The sequence below is a fragment of the Halovibrio variabilis genome (assembly GCF_007991175.1).
In the GTDB taxonomy this organism is placed as follows: Bacteria; Pseudomonadota; Gammaproteobacteria; order Pseudomonadales; family Halomonadaceae; genus Vreelandella; species Vreelandella variabilis.
The window spans coordinates 38,437-57,101 of the sequence record NZ_BJXV01000011.1 but is presented as its reverse complement, the minus strand read 5'-3'; the positions used below and the strand labels follow the sequence as shown (position 1 = coordinate 57,101).

Here is an 18,665-nt window from a genome sequence, read left to right as displayed (position 1 = left end):
AGCGACAATGTACCTATGGGTAAAGGCTATTCACTTAATCGCAGTGGTGACCTGGTTCGCTGCGCTGTTCTATTTACCCCGCCTGTATGTGTATCACGCCACTGCGCGCGATAACGGCGATGAGCAGGCGATCAGCTATTTCAAAACCATGGAGCGTAAGCTCTACCGGGGCATCATGACGCCATCGATGATTGCGGTTCTGGTGTTTGGCGGCTGGATGCTCTACCTGGTACCCGAGTGGTTTAGCCAGGGGTGGATGCACGCCAAGCTAGCGCTAGTGGCGCTGTTGATCGCTTACCATCACGTTTGTTTGATCTATTTAAAGCAGTTTGCCCAAGATCGTTGCAGCAAAAATCATGTTTTTTTCCGCTGGTTTAACGAAGCACCGGTGATTGCGCTAGTGGCGATTATTGTGCTTGCCATTGTGAAGCCCTTTTGATGCGGCAACCGCTTCCTCCCGTGGTGTTAGTACTCGCCGGGCACGACCCGACCGGCGGCGCCGGCTTAATCGCTGATAGTGAGGCGATTGCTGCCTGTGGCGGCTGGGCGGTCACTATCCCCACCGCACTAACGGTACAAAATTGCCACAACGTGACACGCGTGATACCCAGTGATCCTAACGTGATGCGCCAAATGGCCGAGGTGCTTAGCGAGATGCAAGTAGCAGCGATTAAAATTGGTTTGCTGGCTGACGAAGCGACGTTACGCGCGGCGGAACAGATACTGCGTCGTTTCCCTGGTATTCCGGTGGTAGCCGACCCGGTATTCAAGGCCGGCGGTGGCGCTGAGTTATCCACACCCCAGCTGCGACAGCTGTTTGTTGATCGCCTATTACCCCTTGTGGATATCTTAACGCCCAATCGCGCTGAGCTGGGCCAGCTTACCCCTACATTCAGTTCGCTTGTCGATGACACTGCCCGTGCAGTCGCTCTTATGTCCCAGGGGTGCCAAGCTATCTTGGTAACGGCCACGGATGATCCGTTACCCAGCAACGATCAGCAGGTAGTGCATACCCTGCATTCGCCGGATACCACTCGCCAGTGGCAGTGGCCGCGCTTGCCTGAACAGTTTCATGGTTCTGGCTGCACGCTTGCTTCGTCGATTGCCGCTCGGTTAGCCGTTGGTGAACGCTTACTAACAGCGTGTGAGCAAGCACAGCACTTTACCTGGCAAAGTTTGTCTCAAGGTTTTCAGCCACCCAGTGGCCAGTGTTTGCCTAACCGCGTTACACGCGCTATTCGCTTTTAACCTTATCGTCTTACGCCTTTTATTTAGAGGATGCCATGTCCACATCAGCTGAACTATTCGATCTAGCCAGTCGCCACATTCCTGGCGGCGTGAATTCACCCGTTCGGGCGTTTAAAGGCCTGCACCGTCCGCCGGTGTTTATAGAGCGTGCTCAGGGTGCCTACTTATTCGATGTGGAAGGTAATCGCTACGTTGATTATATCGGCTCCTGGGGGCCCATGATCACCGGCCATGCCGATCCCGACGTATTAGCCGCGGTGCGTACCCGTTTGGATAATGGGCTTTCGTTTGGCGCCCCGACGGCTGTGGAAACCACCATGGCGGACCTCATCTGCGAGATGATTCCTTCCATGGAAATGGTGCGTATGACGAGTTCAGGCACCGAAGCAACGATGTCAGCCATTCGCCTGGCGCGTGGTACTACCGGGCGCGATAAAATCGTTAAGTTCGAAGGCAACTATCACGGCCACTCGGATTCGCTATTGGTCAAAGCGGGTTCGGGGGCGCTTACCCACGGCGTTCCCAGCTCACCAGGGGTGCCCGCTTCGCTGGCCGAGCACACGATTACGCTATCGTATAACGACCCTGAAGGGGTGGACGCGTGTTTTGCCGAGATGGGTGATGAGATTGCCTGCATCATCGTCGAGCCGGTTTCCGGCAATATGAACTGTATTCCCCCGCAGCCAGGCTTTCTTGAAACGCTACGCCGGGTGTGCAACGAACACGACAGCCTGCTGATTTTTGACGAAGTCATGACCGGGTTTCGTGTCGCCCTGGGCGGTGCCCAGGCGCATTACGGCGTGACCCCCGACCTCACTTGTTTAGGCAAGATTGTGGGTGGCGGCATGCCGGTGGGCGCTTTTGGCGGCAAGCGTGAAATTATGCAGAACATCTCGCCACTAGGGCCGGTTTACCACGCGGGCACGCTGTCGGGGAATCCGCTGGCCATGGCCGCCGGCGTTACCCTGCTTAACAAGCTACAGGTACCGGGGTTTCACGATGCGCTAAGCCAGCGGGTTAATACCCTCTGCACCGGTCTGCAAGAGCGTGCTAATGCGGCGGGAGTGCCGATGATGACGCAGTCGGCGGGTGGCATGTTTGGTGTCTTCTTCACCTCTCAAAGCCGTGTGGATAACTTTGCCCAAGCCACCGCTTGTAACCCGGATGCCTTCCGCCGCTTCTTTGGGGCGATGCTGGATCACGGTGTCTACTTGGCACCGTCAGCGTTTGAGGCGGGCTTTATGTCAAGCGCTCATACACCGGAAGATATCCAGTTTACCTTGGACGCCGCAGAAAAAGCCTTTGCCGTTATGTGATTGAAAGTCACTATTAAAAGTAAAAGCGCCGCTCTCGATGAGCGGCGCTTTAGTTAGCGGGAGAGTGCTAATCCCAATAGGTGACCGGCAGGTAAAACGTGATAGCTACTTTGCTGCTTGGCGTAATGCTATTTAGGGCGCTGCAAGCTGCGTGCGGTCTCAATGTTGGGCAAGATGGGGCCCAGATTTTGATGAATCCAGTTAAGCGCTTGAATACGGTTGTGCACATTGATTTTGCGAAAAATATTATAAAGATGGGATTTGACCGTGTGCTCACTGACAAATAATTTCTCGGCAATTTGCTGATTGGATGAGCCAGCGCTAAGCAATGAAATGATTTCCATTTCACGATTGGTCAAACCACAGGTAGGCCGGAAGGCATTGCTTTGATACTTGCGATAAAACAGAATCAAGCGTGCCATTAATGCCCGCGACATCCACAGGTCCCCACCCAATAAGGCATGAATACCTTTGCATATTACTTCAAGGCTTTCGTTTCGGTAAAAAACGCCTTTCAGTTGGGCGCAAGAGAGAGCTTCGAGGGCGTGATCTATATCACGTATATTAATAGCCGCTAATGGTGTTTTCGCCATCGCTTCTGGAAGCTGTTCTTGCCATTCGGGTAAGGCATCTACACCAATGTGATCACTATCAATAAGGATCAACACACTCCCTTCAGCGTCAGTAGGCAGTGGTTGGCTTGGCGAATGAATATTTACCGGACAGCCAGTATGGTCGTTCAAATATTCAGCAAACAGCTGAACCTGTGGACTTTTTTCGGTAACGATATACACCGTCCCAGTAGGTTTATCTTGCGACATCAAAAGGCCCTCATGGAATGAAAAAGTCAGCAAGTTATCGTTTTAGTGTTGCCTATAAGACGCTCTACGTAAAGTTATGTTATTAAAATAATGAAAAAAGTAAATGAAATTACCTAATATTTTTTGGTTAAAAATCATTAACTGACTGAAAATAATAATTATTTATGCGAAAAAATCGACCGCGTAGCACGCTTACGCCAAGTAACATTTTGCTGGCTTTTGATACGTTCAATGAGCGCGTAAACTAATGCCCTATTGTTTGGAGTGAACGGTCATGTCAGCAGTCAACACCCTTGTGCTTGCCAGTGGCAATGCTGGAAAATTAAACGAATTCAATCAATTACTTTCACCGCTAGGCTTTGATATTCGTCCACAAGCCGACTTTGGCGTTCAGGACGTCGAAGAAACGGGCTTAACCTTTGTCGAAAATGCGCTGTTAAAAGCCCGCGAAGCGAGCTTGGTCAGTGGTTTTCCTGCGCTGGCGGATGATTCAGGACTTGAAGTGGATGCGCTGCACGGTGCCCCCGGTATTTACTCTGCGCGGTACGCGGGTGAACCTAAAAGCGATGAAAAGAATAACCAAAAGCTGCTCGCGGCGTTAAGCGAGTGTGCCGAGGGTCAGCGCAGTGGCCGCTACTGGTGTGTGCTGGTGTATTTACGCCATCCCGAAGACCCGGTGCCGGTGATTGTACAGCGCAGCTGGGAAGGCGAGATTCTTGCCCACCCGAGAGGCACGGGTGGCTTTGGCTATGACCCGCTGTTCTGGCTACCCGATCAGGGCATGAGCGTTGCCGAGCTGCCCAGCGAAAGTAAAAATCGGCTTAGCCATCGTGGGCGGGCGTTGCAAGGGTTGGTGGAATTACTGAAGGTGGCGCATGGTTGATACGCTGCCGCCCCTGTCGCTGTATATCCACACGCCGTGGTGCGTGCGTAAATGCCCGTATTGTGATTTCAATTCTCACGAACCGGGTACCCACGGATTTACCCCGCGGGAATTACCCGAAACCGCTTATCTTGATGCCTTGCTACAAGACTTAGACGGCGATCTCGCCCTGGCGGCGGGACGCGAAATCCGCACCATTTTTATTGGCGGTGGCACGCCAAGCCTGCTGTCACCTCAGTTTTATGCCCGCCTGCTGACAGCAATTAAAGCCCGGTTACCCTTTGCAAATGATATCGAGATTACCTTAGAGGCCAACCCTGGCACCACCGAGCAGGAACGCTTCATTGGTTACCGGGAAGCCGGTATTAATCGTCTATCGCTGGGTATTCAGAGCTTTCACCCGGCTCAGCTGCATGCGCTTGGACGTATTCATAGCGGCCAGGAAGCAGTGACGGCCGTGGCGCAAGCGCGGCAGGCCGGGTTTGCCAATATTAATATCGATCTAATGCACGGCTTGCCGGAGCAGACGCCCCAATTGGCAATGGACGATATCGAACAGGCGCTGGCGCTGAAGCCTGAGCACCTTTCTTGGTACCAGCTGACGTTAGAGCCAAACACCGCCTTTCACTCCAATCCGCCGCTACTTCCGGAGGAGGAAGCGCTTTGGGATATCCAAGATAGCGGGCATCAACGCTTAGAGCGGGCTGGGTTTGAGCGCTACGAGATTTCGGCGTATGCCACCGCGGGCTATCAGAGTCGGCATAATCTTAACTACTGGCAGTTTGGTGACTACCTGGGTATTGGTGCCGGCGCCCATGGCAAGCTGAGCCATATTGATCAACATGGTGAGTGGTGCATTGAGCGGCGTTGGAAAACCCGCCAACCGGATGCCTATCTAAAACGTATCAATGACCTGCGCGGTTTTATCGCGGGTAAGCAGCTAATAAAATGGTCAGAGCTTCCGCTTGAATTTGCCATGAACGCGCTGCGGCTTACCCAGGGTGTTAGCCTGGATACCTGGGCAGCCAATACGGGACAACGCGATGCTATGTTACTGACGCGGTTACAGTCTGCCCAACAAAAAGGACTTTTAATGCAAATGCCCGAAAAACTGCGTGCATCGCCCCAAGGTCTATTATTCTTGAACGAGTTGCTGGCATTGATTAGTGATGATTGACCAGCAATAAACAAAAAGACATACCGAAGACAAACAAGGAGTGAGTGATGCGTATTTCTCGACTACTAACACCGTTGGCCGCCGCTATTTTAGTAGCAGGGTGTGCTACATCGGACCCTTACGGTGGCCAAACGCAACGCTCTAGCACGGGGATGGGCACTGGGATTGGTGCCGTCGTTGGCGCTGCTGCCGGCGCGCTTTCCGGTGATGGCAGCACTAGCCGCCGTGACCGGGCCTTGATTGGCGCGGCAGTGGGCGCGGCAGCCGGGGCGGGTATTGGTGTTTACATGGATCGCCAAGAGCAGCAACTGCGCGATAACTTGCAAGGATCACGCATCGAGATTGACCGCCGCGGCGACGATATCGTGCTCAATATGCCTAGCGGCGTTACTTTTGGCTTTGACTCGGCCGAGCTCACCAGCGAAGCGCGTAGCTCGCTTAACGAAGTCGCTAATGTTCTCACCCAGTACCAGGATACCCGCGTCAATATCGCGGGTCATACCGATAGCACCGGCGATCCGAGCTACAACCAGCGTCTTTCTGAGCGTCGTGCTCAGGCGGTAGGTAGTTATTTATCCCAGAGTGGTGTTTCCTCTACGCGTCTTAACACCTCGGGTTATGGTGCCACTCAGCCGGTTGCCAGCAATGATAACGAGCAGGGCCGGGCCCAGAACCGTCGTGTCGAAATCACGCTGACGCCAACCGGCGATGGCCAAGGTTAAACGCGTTCGATTAATCTGACCATTGCCGCGCAAAGCCCGCTATGCTCCCATAGCGGGCTTTTTTATTTATCTGCGGACGATTCACCATGCTGTCTTACCAACATGCTTACCACGCCGGTAATTTTGCCGATGTGCATAAACATTTGACGCTTTATGCGGTGATTGATTACCTATTACGTAAAAAAACCGCTATTACATATATCGATACTCACGCGGGACGAGGCCTTTATCCCCTCAATGCGCAAGAGACCCAACGCTTGCTGGAGTATCGCGAGGGCGTTTGGCCGCTGTGGCAGGCAGGTAGCACGCCGAGCGACCCGCTACTAAACGCCTGGAAAGCCGCGCTGACAAAAGCGCAAACCGACGCAGCAATATTAACCCACTACCCTGGATCACCGTGGTGGTTGAGTCATACGCTGCGTGAGCAGGATCAACTGCGGCTGTTTGAGCTGCACCCGGGCGAGCATGAGCAGCTCAATGCCCAGGCGCTATCGCCAAACGCACGGCGCGTGTTTGGTGACGGGCTGGCGGGGCTTAAGGCGATGCTGCCCGCTGTAACGCCACGCTTATGTGTGCTTATTGACCCCAGCTATGAACGCAAAGCGGAGTACCAGGACGTTGCCGACACGGTGGCTTACACGCTAGAGAAAGCCCGCCATGGCGTGGTGTTGATTTGGTACCCGCTTTTACCAGCGGGAAATCATCACCGCCTATTAAGTAGCCTCAAGGCGAGCGGGATACGTAACATCTGGCGCAGTGAGCTGCTACTGCACGAACCCGGCAGTCAGGCTCACGGCATGTACGGCAGCGGTATGCTGGTGATTAACCCGCCCTGGGGGCTGGATAAGCGCCTGGCAGCGACAATGGCGGAAATTACCCCGCAACTAGGCGCTACCAGCCGCTATCAGGCGGACTGGTGGGTGGGCGAGTAGCGCTATACCAAGCAGCTCTACTATTTGCCGATACAGAAACTGCCAAAAATCTCACCCAGCAGGTCATCGGCGCTGAATTCGCCGGTGATGTCACCCAACGCCTGTTGGGCGTCGCGCAGATCTTCCGCCAGCAGCTCGCCTGCGCCGTAACCATCAAGCTGAGCGCGGCCTGTGTTGAGGGCGGCCATGGCCCGATCAAGGGCATCCAGGTGCCGTCGGCGGGCAGAGAAGCGCCCCTCGGTAGTGGCGGCAAAGCCCATCACATCCTTTAGGTGGGTTTTTAAGTTATCCACACCCTCGCCGGTTTTGGCCGATAAACGCACCGTTGGTGGGGCAGTGGATAACTCAAGGCCCGCTGACTCGGCGCTGGTATCAATCTTATTACGCACCAGGGTTAAGCGCGTTTGGTCGGGCAGCCGGGCAACAAACTCAGGCCAGATAGCCATGGGGTCGGTGGTGGAAGTGGTGCTTGCATCGACCAGTAGCAGCACCCGGTCGGCTTTCTCGATCTCGGCCCAAGCCCGGGCGACACCAATCTTCTCAACCGCATCGGGCGTATCGCGTAAACCCGCGGTGTCGATGATATGTAGCGGCATACCGTCGATGTGGATGTGCTCACGGAGCACGTCCCGAGTGGTGCCCGCGATATCCGTCACAATGGCAGTGTCTTGCTCGGTAAGCGCGTTCAGCAGGCTGGATTTACCTGCATTGGGTCGCCCTGCGATCACCACGCTCATTCCCTCGCGTAGCAGTGCGCCTTGGCCTGCCGCTTTTCGCACATCGCTTAGCGCTTGCTGAACGCTGCTTAAATGTTGGGCCACGTGGCCATCGGCTAGAAAGTCGATCTCCTCTTCGGGGAAATCGATCGCCGCTTCGACGTAGACGCGCAGTTCAATTAACCGTTCTACCAGCGCAGAAACCCGCGTTGAGAACTCGCCCTGTAGCGAGCGCACGGCGTTTTCTGCCGCTGAACGTGAGGTGGCATCGATGAGGTCTGCAATCGCTTCCGCCTGGGCCAAATCGAGCTTATCGTTCAAAAACGCCCGCTCGGAAAATTCCCCCGGCCGCGCTAGGCGGGCGCCCAAGGCAACGCAGCGCTCCAGCAGCATGTCCATAATAATCGGGCCGCCGTGACCTTGAAGTTCGAGGACGTCTTCCCCGGTAAACGAGTGAGGGCCGTTGAAGAACAGGGCGATGCCTTCATCGATACTGCCCTCAGGGCCCCAAAAGGGCCCGTAGTGGGCGTAACGGGGGGCAGGGCAATGCCCAACCATGGCCTCGGCGATCCCGCGGCAGGCAGGCCCAGAGACGCGGATAATGCCGACGCCGCCGCGTCCCGGGGGAGTTGCTAGCGCCGCAATGCTGTCAGGCGTGTAGAGGCGTTCGGCCATGGTGACTCTCTTAGTAAATTGGCTGACATATCAATGGGTCGATCGAGTTTGTAGGATCCCAGTTTGCAGGATCATAGCCTGAAGGTGTCGACCTTAAAACGCCAGACCCCCGCACGGGGCGGGGGTCTGAAGGCATCGATTAACACATCGGACTATTTGGTTTTCATACCCTTACCGATGTTCGGATCATTCTCGATTTTGCGCGTAATGTAGTACTGCTGCGCCACCGAGATGATGTTGTTGACCACCCAGTAAATAACCAGACCGGCAGGGAACCACAGGAAGAAGAAGGTAAAGATGATGGGTAGCATCTTCATAATCTTGGCCTGCATAGGGTCCGGCGGTGTCGGGTTCAACATCTGCTGAACAAACATCGAAATGCCCATCAAAATCGGCAGAATGAAGTAGGGATCTTTCACCGATAGATCCTGAATCCAGAAAATAAACGGGGCATGGCGCAGTTCAACCGATTCCAACAGCATCCAGTAAAGCGCGATAAAGACCGGCATCTGAATCACAATCGGTAAACAGCCCCCCAGCGGATTGATCTTCTCCTTCTGGTAGAACTTCATCATCTCTTGCGACATTTTTTGCCGGTCATCGCCGTACGTCTCTTTCAGACGCTGCATTTCCGGCCCCAGTTTACGCATCCGGCCCATGGATTTGTAAGCTTTGGCGGAAAGCGGGAACAGCACGGTTTTAACCAGTACGGTCAATAGAACAATCGACCAACCCCAGTTACCGACGATATCGTGGATATGATCCAACAGCCAAAACAGCGGGTTAGCGATAAACCACAGCCAGCCGTAGTCTACCGTTAAGCGTAGATTGGGCGCTACTTGCTCCAGGTGATCCTGAACCTTAGGCCCCATGTAGAGAGTGGCGCCCAGCGTCGCTTCACTATCAGCGGCAACAGTGCTGGTGGGGCCAGCAAAGGCGACGACGTTACGGTTACTGGAGTCAGTGGTGACGTAATAAAGGTTCTGCTGATCCTGCTGAGGTGCCCATGCCGATACAAAGTAGTGCTGAATAATCGCAATCCAGCCGCCCTGTGCTTCTCGGTTTTCAAAGTTACTGTTTTGAATATCCTCGAAGTCAATTTTCTCGTAGCGTGCATCTGGCGTCGAGTAGGCAGCCCCCAGATAGGATTTCATGCCCATGGATACACCGCTTGACGGGTCTGGGCTGTTGTCACGCGCTAACTGGCCGATAAAACGTGCGCTAATCGGCTCGTCGGTGTTATTGGCAAGAAAGTAATTAACGTCGACCGCATAGTTGCCGCGCTCAAAGGTGAGGCGTTTAATAACCTCAACACCATTGACCTCAGCGGTTAAATCAACGCTGAGCTCGTCATCGCTATCGCCCATACGATACGCTGAGTTTTCCGGTGTAAAGGCAATTCGGCTTGCCTCACCGTCTAACTGCAGACCCGAACGCGCTACGTAGCTTCGGCTGTCGTTATCGGACAGCAAAACATAGTTACGCTCAGAATCGAGAGCGAGTTTGTGCTGGGGTAACGCGGCATAAACGATATCGCCACCGTGTGGATCGATGCGCACATCGAGGACATCGGTAGTCACCGCAATGAAATCGCGGCTAGACGTCTCGCTTTCGGTATCGCCGGGGATACCTTCACCCACGTTGCCTTGTGGCGCCGAGGTGCTTGGCACCGCTAAGCCCTCGCTATCCTCAACGTTGCTGGGAGGCGCCGAGCTGCTGCGTTGCGTCGTTTCAGGTACCGAATCGTAATTCGGCTGCCCGTAATCCTGATTCCACTCGACGACTAGCAGGTACGCCAGTACGGCTAGTGGAATCAGTAATAAAAGTCGTTTAACGTCCATGAGGGTTCTGCCCGCTGGGTGGTGAACATGCTAATGGCGCAGTGTCATTTACTTGACTCTTGACACACGAAAGCCTGCCAGACGGCAGGCCGAGGTCGAGCGGCAAGGGGTGCACCTAATGTCACGTGTTACGCTCCGGCGTTGGTGCTGCGATCATCGCCTGTGCGTCACGCTGAAGCCGCTTCCACATACCATGTAACTGGCGATGCAAGGTGTCGTTGTCTATATCCTGAACGCCGCGCCGGGCAAGCACCACAATATCCACAGAGGGTAAGTGATCTTGACGAAGACGTAAGGATTCTCGAACGAGACGCTTAAAACGGTTGCGGTCGACGGCGCGCTTAACATTTTTTTTGCTGACCACCAGTCCAAGGCGAGGGTGTCCCCGGGTACTTAGGCGAACTAATGCCATCATACCTTTGCCATGTACTTTTAGATCGGCTTGCTCAAACACGTGACTGAAGTCCCCAGCATTTAGTAACCGTAATTGCCGGGGAAAGCCTTGCTGCGGCACACGCAATCCTAGATCAAGCGCTCAGACGCTTGCGGCCTTTGGCACGACGACGTGCCAGGATGGCGCGACCATTTTTGGTAGCCATACGAGCACGGAAGCCATGCGCGCGCTTGCGCTTAAGAACGCTGGGTTGAAAAGTGCGTTTCATAACTCGTTATTCCCACGTGGTTTAGGACGGAAAGTGAATTCCAAAAAGCCCGGTCCAGTGAGGAACTAGCCGGGGAGATTCAATTCAAGACCGGAAATTGTAGAGACTTCCTCCGCTGCGTGCAATTTTTCCTTGCACAAAAAGCGTTGTCACCTCCCAGCCAGCTTGCGCGGCCGGTCTAGAGTAGTCGCCCATGTTGTCACTATTATTACTAATAGGTAGTTCTAAACCTGTTGTTATTAATAGTGGGGATACTATTTGTGGATAAGTGGTTTTAGTGTCTTTATTTCAACAACCTATAGGTATAAAAAATCTGTGTGTAAGTCGCGTATAAGCAGGAGATAAGCTGTTATTTTGATGTGATTAACCGCTGTGTAAGCAGTGATATTGAGGTTTATCCCTATCTATTCACAACGTTTTCCCCGTGGCTTATGACAAGTTGTCCACAGGGCGATATTGATGTCTAAACCTGTGTGGATAACCGCGGCTTTGGGCGCTACAATGGTCGGCCGTTTTCAACCGATGGTGAGATGAGTGTCACTGACGCTTTGGCAACAGTGCCTGGACAACCTGCAGGATGAACTGAATTCACAGCAGTTCAACACCTGGATACGCCCACTGCAGGCAGAAGAAGGAGAGTCCAACGAGCTGCGCTTATTAGCGCCGAATCGCTTTGTGCGCGATTGGGTGAGCGATAAGTATGCCAAGCGGATTAGTGAGCTGATGCGTGAGCTGGCACCGGCCAAACCACCTAAAGTCAGTTTGACGGTAGGTAGTCGTCGCCCAGCTAACCACGCACCTCAGCATCGTGATTTGGGCAACCCCGTATCGGCGTCACCATCGCGGCCTTCAGCGCCGGCGGTGCATACGCCGCCGCGTGGCGATATACCCGATGAGCGCGAATTAGATAAGCAACGCGAAGCGGCTTCGGGTCGGCGTACCAATGAGCGTCAGGTACAAGTCGAAGGCAGCTTGAAACACGGCAGCGGTCTAAATCCAAACTTTACCTTTGACACCTTTGTGGAAGGTAAGTCGAATCAGCTCGCCCGCGCGGCGTCGCGCCAAGTGTCAGAAAACCCCGGTGGTGCTTACAACCCCTTGTTTTTATACGGGGGAGTGGGCCTGGGTAAAACCCACCTAATGCATGCGGTGGGTAATGCGTTAGCCACCCGGCGCGAAAATGCGCGGGTTGTCTATCTGCATTCAGAGCGTTTTGTGGCGGATATGGTCAAAGCACTACAGCTAAATGCGATTAATGATTTTAAGCGCTTTTACCGTAGCGTCGACGCCTTATTAATCGATGATATTCAGTTTTTCGCTGGCAAAGAGCGGTCGCAGGAGGAGTTCTTTCACACCTTCAATGCGCTTTTGGAAGGCGGCCAACAGATGATTTTGACCTCTGATCGCTATCCGAAAGAGATCAGTGGTGTTGAAGAGCGGCTTAAATCACGTTTTGGTTGGGGCCTGACGGTAGCGATTGAGCCGCCGGAGCTTGAGACCCGCGTGGCTATCCTGATGAAAAAGGCTGACCAGGCGAAGGTCGATTTGCCCCACGATGCCGCTTTTTTTATCGCTCAGAAAATTCGTTCCAACGTGCGCGAATTGGAAGGCGCCTTGAAAAAAGTCATCGCCGATTCTCACTTCATGGGTAAAACCATTACCCAGGATTTCATTCGTGAGTCGTTAAAAGATCTGTTGGCCCTTCAGGATAAGCAGGTAGGCGTTGATAATATTCAGCGCACGGTGGCGGAGTACTACAAGATCAAGGTCGCGGACTTGCTTTCCAAGCGCCGTTCGCGCTCTGTGGCGCGCCCACGGCAAGTGGCCATGGCGTTGGCTAAAGAGCTGACCAATCATAGCTTGCCGGAGATTGGCGACGCCTTTGGTGGGCGCGATCACACAACGGTGTTGCACGCTTGCCGCAAGGTGAAATCCTTACAGGAAGAGAGCGCGGATATTCGCGAAGACTATAAGAATTTACTGCGCCTGTTAACCAGTTAATCATTCCATGGCCGGACCTGCCGTAAAACAGGTTTTCCAGGATATAGAACCGGAGTATTGATGAAATTTTCGATTTCCCGAGAGGCGCTGCTACGTCCGCTGACTCTGGTCGCTGGCGTAGTCGAACGGCGTCAGACACTGCCCGTGCTCTCCAATGTGCTTATTCAAGTCGAGGGCGACCAAGTGTCACTCACCGGCACAGATTTGGAAGTCGAGCTGATTGGGCGCACCGTGGCCAATCAAGTCGAGCAGGCGGGGTCCGCCACTGTACCTGCTCGTAAGCTAATGGATATTTGTAAATCACTGCCTGATCAGTCGGATATTCAGCTTGCCGTGGAAGACGGTCGCGCCGTGCTGCGCAGCGGTCGTTCACGTTTTACGCTATCAACGCTGCCGGTGGCGGAGTTTCCCAATATCGAAGATGCTGATGGTAGCCAGGAAATTAGCGTACCGCGTGGCACCTTGAAGCACCTGATTGAAGCAACGTCGTTTGCCATGGCGCAGCAGGACGTGCGCTATTACCTGAACGGTATGCTGCTGGAAATTCAAAGCAATTTGCTGCGCACGGTGGCCACAGACGGTCACCGCTTGGCGATGTGTTCGCGCGCCATTGAGGTGACTGTTAGCCAGTCGCAAAAGCTGATCGTGCCACGTAAAGGGATTTTAGAACTGTCGCGTTTGTTAGACGACAGCGATGAACCCGTTAGCTTAACGCTAGGCTCCAGCCATGTGCGTGCCCACACCGGTGATTTTACCTTTACGTCTAAGCTCATCGATGGCAAGTTCCCCGATTACGAGCGCGTGGTGCCGCGCAACGGTGACAAAGTGCTGCTTGCCGAGCGTGCTGAACTGCGCCGAGTGCTTTCGCGTACCGCGATTCTGTCTAACGAAAAGTACCGTGGTGTGCGGCTTTACCTTGAAGAGAATAACCTCAAAGTAATGGCCAATAATCCTGAGCAGGAAGAGGCAGAGGAGAATATCGCCGTTGAGTATAACGGCGGGGCGATGGAAGTTGGTTTCAACGTCGGTTATCTCGTTGATGTGTTGACAGTGCTCAACGACGATCGCGTGCAGATTACCCTGGCCGACCCCAATAGCAGCGCTCTGCTTGAAGAGCCGGGTGGCGGCGATTCGCTGTACGTTGTTATGCCGATGCGCCTGTAGACGCCTTTTTTGTTGTCTAGGCACTACATAAGGCCCGCTAGGCTAGCGGCGTTTCTGGCAACAGAAGCGCCGCTTCCTCGTTGGGCACAATGGTTCCTACGTTTGATAGGCCTTTAAGTGGTGATGATGAAATGAGTCTAACACTGCTTAATTTCCACGGCTTGCGCAACCTCTTGCCGGTTGATATGGCGCCGTCCCCGCGTATTAACGTTATCAGTGGCGCTAACGGCAGTGGTAAAACAAGCCTGCTGGAAGGGATCCACATCTTGGGCATGGGCCGCTCGTTTCGCACGCGTCAGTTAAAGCATGCCATCCAGGCCGATGAGCCACACATGACGCTGTATGGCCGGCTAACCGGTGACCCTGAGGTTACCCTTGGTGTTCGTCGTTTACGTGCTCAGAGAGAGCTAGAATTGCGCTTGCGGGGTGATAAGAACGCCCGGCTAGCCGCGTTAGTCGAGGCGATGCCACTGCAGTTAATTAATCCTGATGCGTTCCGTTTGCTTGAGGGCTCGCCTGCTGGGCGTCGCGAGTTTCTTGATTGGGGTGTGTTTCACGTGAAACATGACTTTTTGGGTATATGGAAACGGACCCGACGGGCAGTGAAACATCGGAATGCCCTGCTCAGGCGTGGTAGAATAGATCCTCAGGAAATGGCGGTTTGGGAGCATGAACTCGCCATTTGGGGTGATCAGATGGATGAGCTTCGGCGTGCTTGGTTCAGTGGCTTCCTGCCGGTATTTGAAGAAACGCTAAAGGTGCTACTACCGCTACCTGGTTTGTCGTTGCACTATGCCCGCGGGTGGGATAAAGAACGCTCTCTGGCCGCAGTGTTGCATGACAGCCGTGCAACGGACCAGCAAATGGGCTTTACCCAGCAGGGGCCTCAGCGCGCAGATTTACGTATCAAGATAAACAAACAGCCTGCTATTGAAGTACTTTCCAGAGGCCAGCAAAAATTAGTGGTGAGTGCTTTAAAACTCGCCCAGGGGCGGTTTCTGGAAAGAACAGCACAGCGGCACTGTATTTATCTGATCGATGATTTGCCAGCAGAACTTGACGAACAAAATCGTCACCAGTTTTGTGCATTACTTGAAGATATGCAGTGCCAAGCATTTATTACCAGCGTTGAACCTTCTGCGTTAAGTAGTACTTGGCGGTCTGATACCTCGGTCAAAATGTTTCACGTGAAACATACTGATCAGGGGCTTGGCCGCTTAAGCGACCAGCCGTTAGAGCTGACCAGCCAGTCTGGTCGAGCCTGATTGGTCAATTGAGCGCAGAGAGGCTAAGCGATACGGAATGAGACAGACTTCACGACGGAGTGGTCAATGAGCGAGCAGGCTTACGATTCATCAAGCATCAAGGTGCTCAAGGGGCTGGACGCGGTACGCAAGCGCCCAGGTATGTATATTGGTGACACCGATGACGGTACCGGTCTGCACCACATGGTCTTTGAATTGGTGGATAACTCCATCGATGAAGCCCTGGCCGGGCATTGCAGCGAAATTCGCGTTGTCATTCACCCGGATGAGTCGGTCACCGTTAGCGATAACGGCCGCGGCGTACCCACCGAGCTTCATGAAGGGGAAGGGGTTTCCGCTGCTGAAGTGATCATGACGGTGCTGCACGCAGGCGGTAAGTTTGACGATAATTCCTACAAGGTCTCCGGTGGTCTTCACGGCGTTGGCGTATCTGTCGTAAACGCGCTTTCCGCCGAGTTGCGCTTAACTATTTGGCGCCAGGGCGAAGTGTTCGAGCAGATGTACCACCACGGGGTGCCGCAAGCGCCGCTTGGCGTGGTAGGTAAAACTGAGAAAAGTGGTACGCGGGTTCACTTCCGCCCCTCGCCAGAAACCTTTGGCAATATTGAATTTCATTTTGATATTTTGGCGAAGCGCTTACGAGAGCTCTCCTTTTTGAATTCTGGCGTCGCGATCCGTTTAATGGATGAGCGTAGCGGTAAAGAGGAGCTGTTCCACTATGAAGGCGGCTTGAAAGCCTTTGTTGACCATCTGAATACCAACAAGAGCGTGATTAACCCGGTATTCCACTTTAACGCTATCCGTGAAGACGGCGTTGAAGTTGAAGTGGCTATGCAGTGGAGCGAAGCCTTCACTGAGAACATTTTCTGCTACACCAATAATATCCCTCAGCGAGACGGTGGCGCCCACTTAGCCGGTTTCCGCTCAGGCCTTACCCGTACGCTGAATAACTATATTGAAGCTGAAAACCTGCTCAAAAAAGCCAAGGTGAATACCACCGGTGATGACGCCCGTGAGGGGTTGACCGCGATTATCTCGGTAAAAGTACCCGACCCTAAGTTTTCATCTCAAACGAAAGACAAGTTAGTTTCCAGCGAAGTGAAAACAGCGGTCGATCAGGAAATGAGCCGGCTATTTTCTGAGTATCTTGTTGAAAAACCTAACGAAGCTAAAGCGATCGTTAATAAGATGCTGGATGCGGCGCGTGCCCGAGAAGCAGCGCGCAAGGCGCGTGATATGACACGCCGCAAGGGCGCGCTGGATATCGCCGGGCTACCGGGGAAACTGGCGGACTGCCAGGAGAAAGACCCCAGCCAGTCAGAGCTTTACCTGGTGGAGGGTGATTCGGCCGGTGGCAGTGCCAAGCAGGGGCGCGACCGTCGCACCCAAGCGATTTTGCCCCTTAAAGGTAAAATCCTCAACGTCGAAAAAGCCCGCTTTGATAAGATGCTGTCTTCCGCCGAAGTGGGTACGTTGATTACCGCACTTGGCTGTGGCATTGGTCGTGAAGAGTTTAATCCCGATAAACTGCGTTACCACTCGGTTATCATCATGACCGATGCTGACGTCGACGGCTCGCATATTCGTACGCTGCTGCTGACGTTCTTCTTCCGTCAGATGCCGGAGCTGATCGAGCGTGGGCATATTTTCATCGCCCAGCCGCCGTTGTATAAAATCAAGCGCGGTAAGCAAGAACTCTACCTGAAAGACGAACAGGCGATGGTGGATTACTTAACCACGACAGCGTTAGACGGTGCAGGCCTGCATGTTAACGCCAACGCCCCGGGTATTTCCGGTTCGCAGCTTGAAGCCCTGGTAAATCAATACCGCAATGTTATGAGGCGTATTGATCGTCTATCGCGGGTGTATCCCAAAGAGGTGCTCAAGCAGATTATTCATGCCTCTGCGCTGAAAGGCCAGGAAAGCCTGAAAGATCGCGTGACCATGCAGAACTGGATTGATGAACTACAGAAAATAATGGACGACCTGGTCGCCTATGAAGGCGGGCCGCGTTACCACTTCCACCTGCAGGAAGACACCGAACGTGGGCTCTTCTTGCCCACCGTATCGCTTATTGCCCACGGGGTAACAACCGAGTACGTATGGGGGCTGGATTTCTTTGAAAGCGCCGACTACCGGGGTATGGCCGAATTGGGCGAAACGCTGGAAGGATTTCTGGAAGAGGGGGCCTATATTGCCCGTGGCGAACGTCAGAAGCCGGTAACCCACTTCTCGGAAGTGCTGGCATGGCTTATGCAAGAAGGGCAGCGCGGCCTTTCCGTACAGCGCTATAAAGGGTTGGGTGAAATGAACCCGGATCAGCTATGGGACACCACCATGGATCCTGATAGTCGTCGTATGTTGCGCGTGACCATTGAAGATGCCGTCGCCGCCGATATGATGTTCAATACCCTGATGGGCGATGACGTAGAACCCCGCCGGGACTTTATTGAAACCAATGCGCTGGTGGCCAACCTCGACGTGTAAAACTAACCGTCCGCTATTCCAATGTTTCACGTGAAACATTGGAAGTGGTCACAATAAAAAGCGCCGCTATGGATTACGTCCATGGCGGCGCTTTTTATTTGTAGCTAGCCATTTGCAGCGTAAAGTTTCAGCGAATGAGCAGAGGCCGTGTAAGAATCGGCCAACGTAGAGCATCAAGCTATTGCGTGTTACTGCTTAGCTACTTAATTAGCCACTCTACGAATTGGGCTAAATCGTCGAAGACTCGCGCCTTTTCAAGGCCAGCACCTTTGCGCTCAGTTTTAAGCCCTTTCCCGGTTCTGACCAGTGCTGTGTTGCAACCTACCGCTTCCCCGGCTTGGAGATCTCGCAGGCTATCCCCGACCATCCAGCTGCCTGTTAAACTTTCTAATCCCAGCTGACGCTGTATGCTTAGCAACATACCCGGCAGTGGTTTACGACATTGACACTTATCGTCTGGCCCGTGCGGGCAGTAGGCAATATGGGCAATACGACCGCCCTGAGCTTCCACCAGGGCAATTAAGCGATCATGCATGGCCTGAAGCGTCGTTTCGTCGTAATAGCCGCGGGCGATACCCGACTGATTGGTTGCAATGGCCACAGTATAGCCTGCTCGATATAAACGGCTAATCGCAGTGATTGCCGAGGGGTAGGGCAGCCACTCATCGAGAGATTTAATGTAGTTGTCGGAATCATGGTTGATGACACCATCACGATCCAGGATGACAAGTTTCTCGGCACTTAGCATAGCGATC

17 protein-coding genes are annotated in these 18,665 nt (G+C 53.6%); 11 read left to right on the top strand and 6 right to left on the bottom strand.

From position 1 onward, the window contains the following. Positions 1–7 precede the first annotated feature (7 nt). The 3 genes from hemJ to hemL are packed head-to-tail and all read left to right on the top strand — an operon-like array spanning position 8 to position 2,564. A complete protein-coding gene (gene hemJ, locus HVA01_RS10725; protein WP_146875413.1) occupies positions 8–439 on the top strand; it encodes a protoporphyrinogen oxidase HemJ in 432 nt (143 codons plus the stop codon). Further along, positions 439–1,248, top strand: coding sequence for a bifunctional hydroxymethylpyrimidine kinase/phosphomethylpyrimidine kinase (gene thiD, locus HVA01_RS10720; protein WP_146875412.1), 810 nt, complete (start codon positions 439–441; stop codon positions 1,246–1,248). Before hemJ ends, thiD begins: the two co-directional genes overlap by 1 nt. A 35-nt stretch (positions 1,249–1,283) precedes the next feature. Next, a complete protein-coding gene (hemL, locus tag HVA01_RS10715) occupies positions 1,284–2,564 on the top strand; it encodes a glutamate-1-semialdehyde 2,1-aminomutase (protein ID WP_146875411.1) in 1,281 nt (426 codons plus the stop codon). Between the two features lie 128 nt (positions 2,565–2,692). Here the strand turns inward: hemL and HVA01_RS10710 are convergent, their stop codons facing one another. Next, the gene (locus tag HVA01_RS10710; protein ID WP_146875410.1) at positions 2,693–3,385 is read right to left on the bottom strand and encodes a LuxR C-terminal-related transcriptional regulator; all 693 of its coding nucleotides are present in this window, start codon (positions 3,383–3,385) and stop codon (positions 2,693–2,695) included. Positions 3,386–3,659: 274 nt separating this feature from the next. Here HVA01_RS10710 and rdgB point away from each other — a divergent pair, with 274 nt between their 5' ends. The 4 genes from rdgB to HVA01_RS10690 all read left to right on the top strand — a co-directional run bounded on the left by rdgB (position 3,660) and on the right by HVA01_RS10690 (position 7,099). Further along, positions 3,660–4,268 (top strand): RdgB/HAM1 family non-canonical purine NTP pyrophosphatase, encoded by a 609-nt coding sequence (gene rdgB, locus HVA01_RS10705; protein ID WP_146875409.1) that lies wholly within the window; start codon positions 3,660–3,662, stop codon positions 4,266–4,268. Beyond that, complete coding sequence (gene hemW, locus HVA01_RS10700) at positions 4,261–5,445, top strand: radical SAM family heme chaperone HemW (protein WP_146875408.1); 1,185 nt, start codon at positions 4,261–4,263, stop codon at positions 5,443–5,445. The genes rdgB and hemW overlap by 8 nt, the downstream gene beginning before the upstream one ends. Before the next feature lie 47 nt (positions 5,446–5,492). After that, complete coding sequence (locus HVA01_RS10695; protein ID WP_146875407.1) at positions 5,493–6,167, top strand: YiaD family glycine zipper/OmpA-like lipoprotein; 675 nt, start codon at positions 5,493–5,495, stop codon at positions 6,165–6,167. An 86-nt stretch (positions 6,168–6,253) separates the two neighbouring features. Continuing rightward, entirely contained in the window at positions 6,254–7,099 is an 846-nt protein-coding gene (locus HVA01_RS10690) for a 23S rRNA (adenine(2030)-N(6))-methyltransferase RlmJ (RefSeq protein ID WP_146875406.1), read from the top strand. Between the two features lie 20 nt (positions 7,100–7,119). Here the strand turns inward: HVA01_RS10690 and mnmE are convergent, their stop codons facing one another. From mnmE to rpmH, 4 genes are all read right to left on the bottom strand, one after another. Further along, on the bottom strand, positions 7,120–8,490 hold the full coding sequence (gene mnmE, locus HVA01_RS10685; protein ID WP_146875405.1) for a tRNA uridine-5-carboxymethylaminomethyl(34) synthesis GTPase MnmE: 1,371 nt from the start codon (positions 8,488–8,490) through the stop codon (positions 7,120–7,122). A gap of 152 nt (positions 8,491–8,642) precedes the next feature. Then, positions 8,643–10,331, bottom strand: coding sequence for a membrane protein insertase YidC (gene yidC / locus HVA01_RS10680; protein WP_146875404.1), 1,689 nt, complete (start codon positions 10,329–10,331; stop codon positions 8,643–8,645). A 121-nt stretch (positions 10,332–10,452) separates the two neighbouring features. Continuing rightward, entirely contained in the window at positions 10,453–10,845 is a 393-nt protein-coding gene (rnpA, locus tag HVA01_RS10675) for a ribonuclease P protein component (RefSeq protein ID WP_146875403.1), read from the bottom strand. Between the two features lie 13 nt (positions 10,846–10,858). Further along, positions 10,859–10,993, bottom strand: coding sequence for a 50S ribosomal protein L34 (gene rpmH, locus HVA01_RS10670; RefSeq protein WP_088698236.1), 135 nt, complete (start codon positions 10,991–10,993; stop codon positions 10,859–10,861). Between the two features lie 534 nt (positions 10,994–11,527). On the opposite strand from rpmH, the gene dnaA reads away from it, so the two are divergent. The 4 genes from dnaA to gyrB all read left to right on the top strand — a co-directional run bounded on the left by dnaA (position 11,528) and on the right by gyrB (position 17,910). Further along, complete coding sequence (gene dnaA, locus HVA01_RS10665) at positions 11,528–12,994, top strand: chromosomal replication initiator protein DnaA (protein ID WP_146875402.1); 1,467 nt, start codon at positions 11,528–11,530, stop codon at positions 12,992–12,994. A gap of 60 nt (positions 12,995–13,054) precedes the next feature. Further along, entirely contained in the window at positions 13,055–14,158 is a 1,104-nt protein-coding gene (gene dnaN, locus HVA01_RS10660; RefSeq protein WP_146875401.1) for a DNA polymerase III subunit beta, read from the top strand. Positions 14,159–14,289: 131 nt separating this feature from the next. Beyond that, positions 14,290–15,423 carry a DNA replication/repair protein RecF gene (gene recF, locus HVA01_RS10655; RefSeq protein WP_146875400.1) on the top strand — a complete coding sequence of 378 codons (1,134 nt, stop codon included), beginning with the start codon at positions 14,290–14,292 and terminating at the stop codon, positions 15,421–15,423. A 66-nt stretch (positions 15,424–15,489) separates the two neighbouring features. Continuing rightward, positions 15,490–17,910 (top strand): DNA topoisomerase (ATP-hydrolyzing) subunit B, encoded by a 2,421-nt coding sequence (gene gyrB, locus HVA01_RS10650; protein WP_146875399.1) that lies wholly within the window; start codon positions 15,490–15,492, stop codon positions 17,908–17,910. A gap of 199 nt (positions 17,911–18,109) precedes the next feature. On the opposite strand, the gene gmhB is transcribed toward gyrB, so the two are convergent. Beyond that, entirely contained in the window at positions 18,110–18,658 is a 549-nt protein-coding gene (gmhB, locus tag HVA01_RS10645; protein ID WP_146875398.1) for a D-glycero-beta-D-manno-heptose 1,7-bisphosphate 7-phosphatase, read from the bottom strand. Positions 18,659–18,665 lie beyond the last annotated feature (7 nt).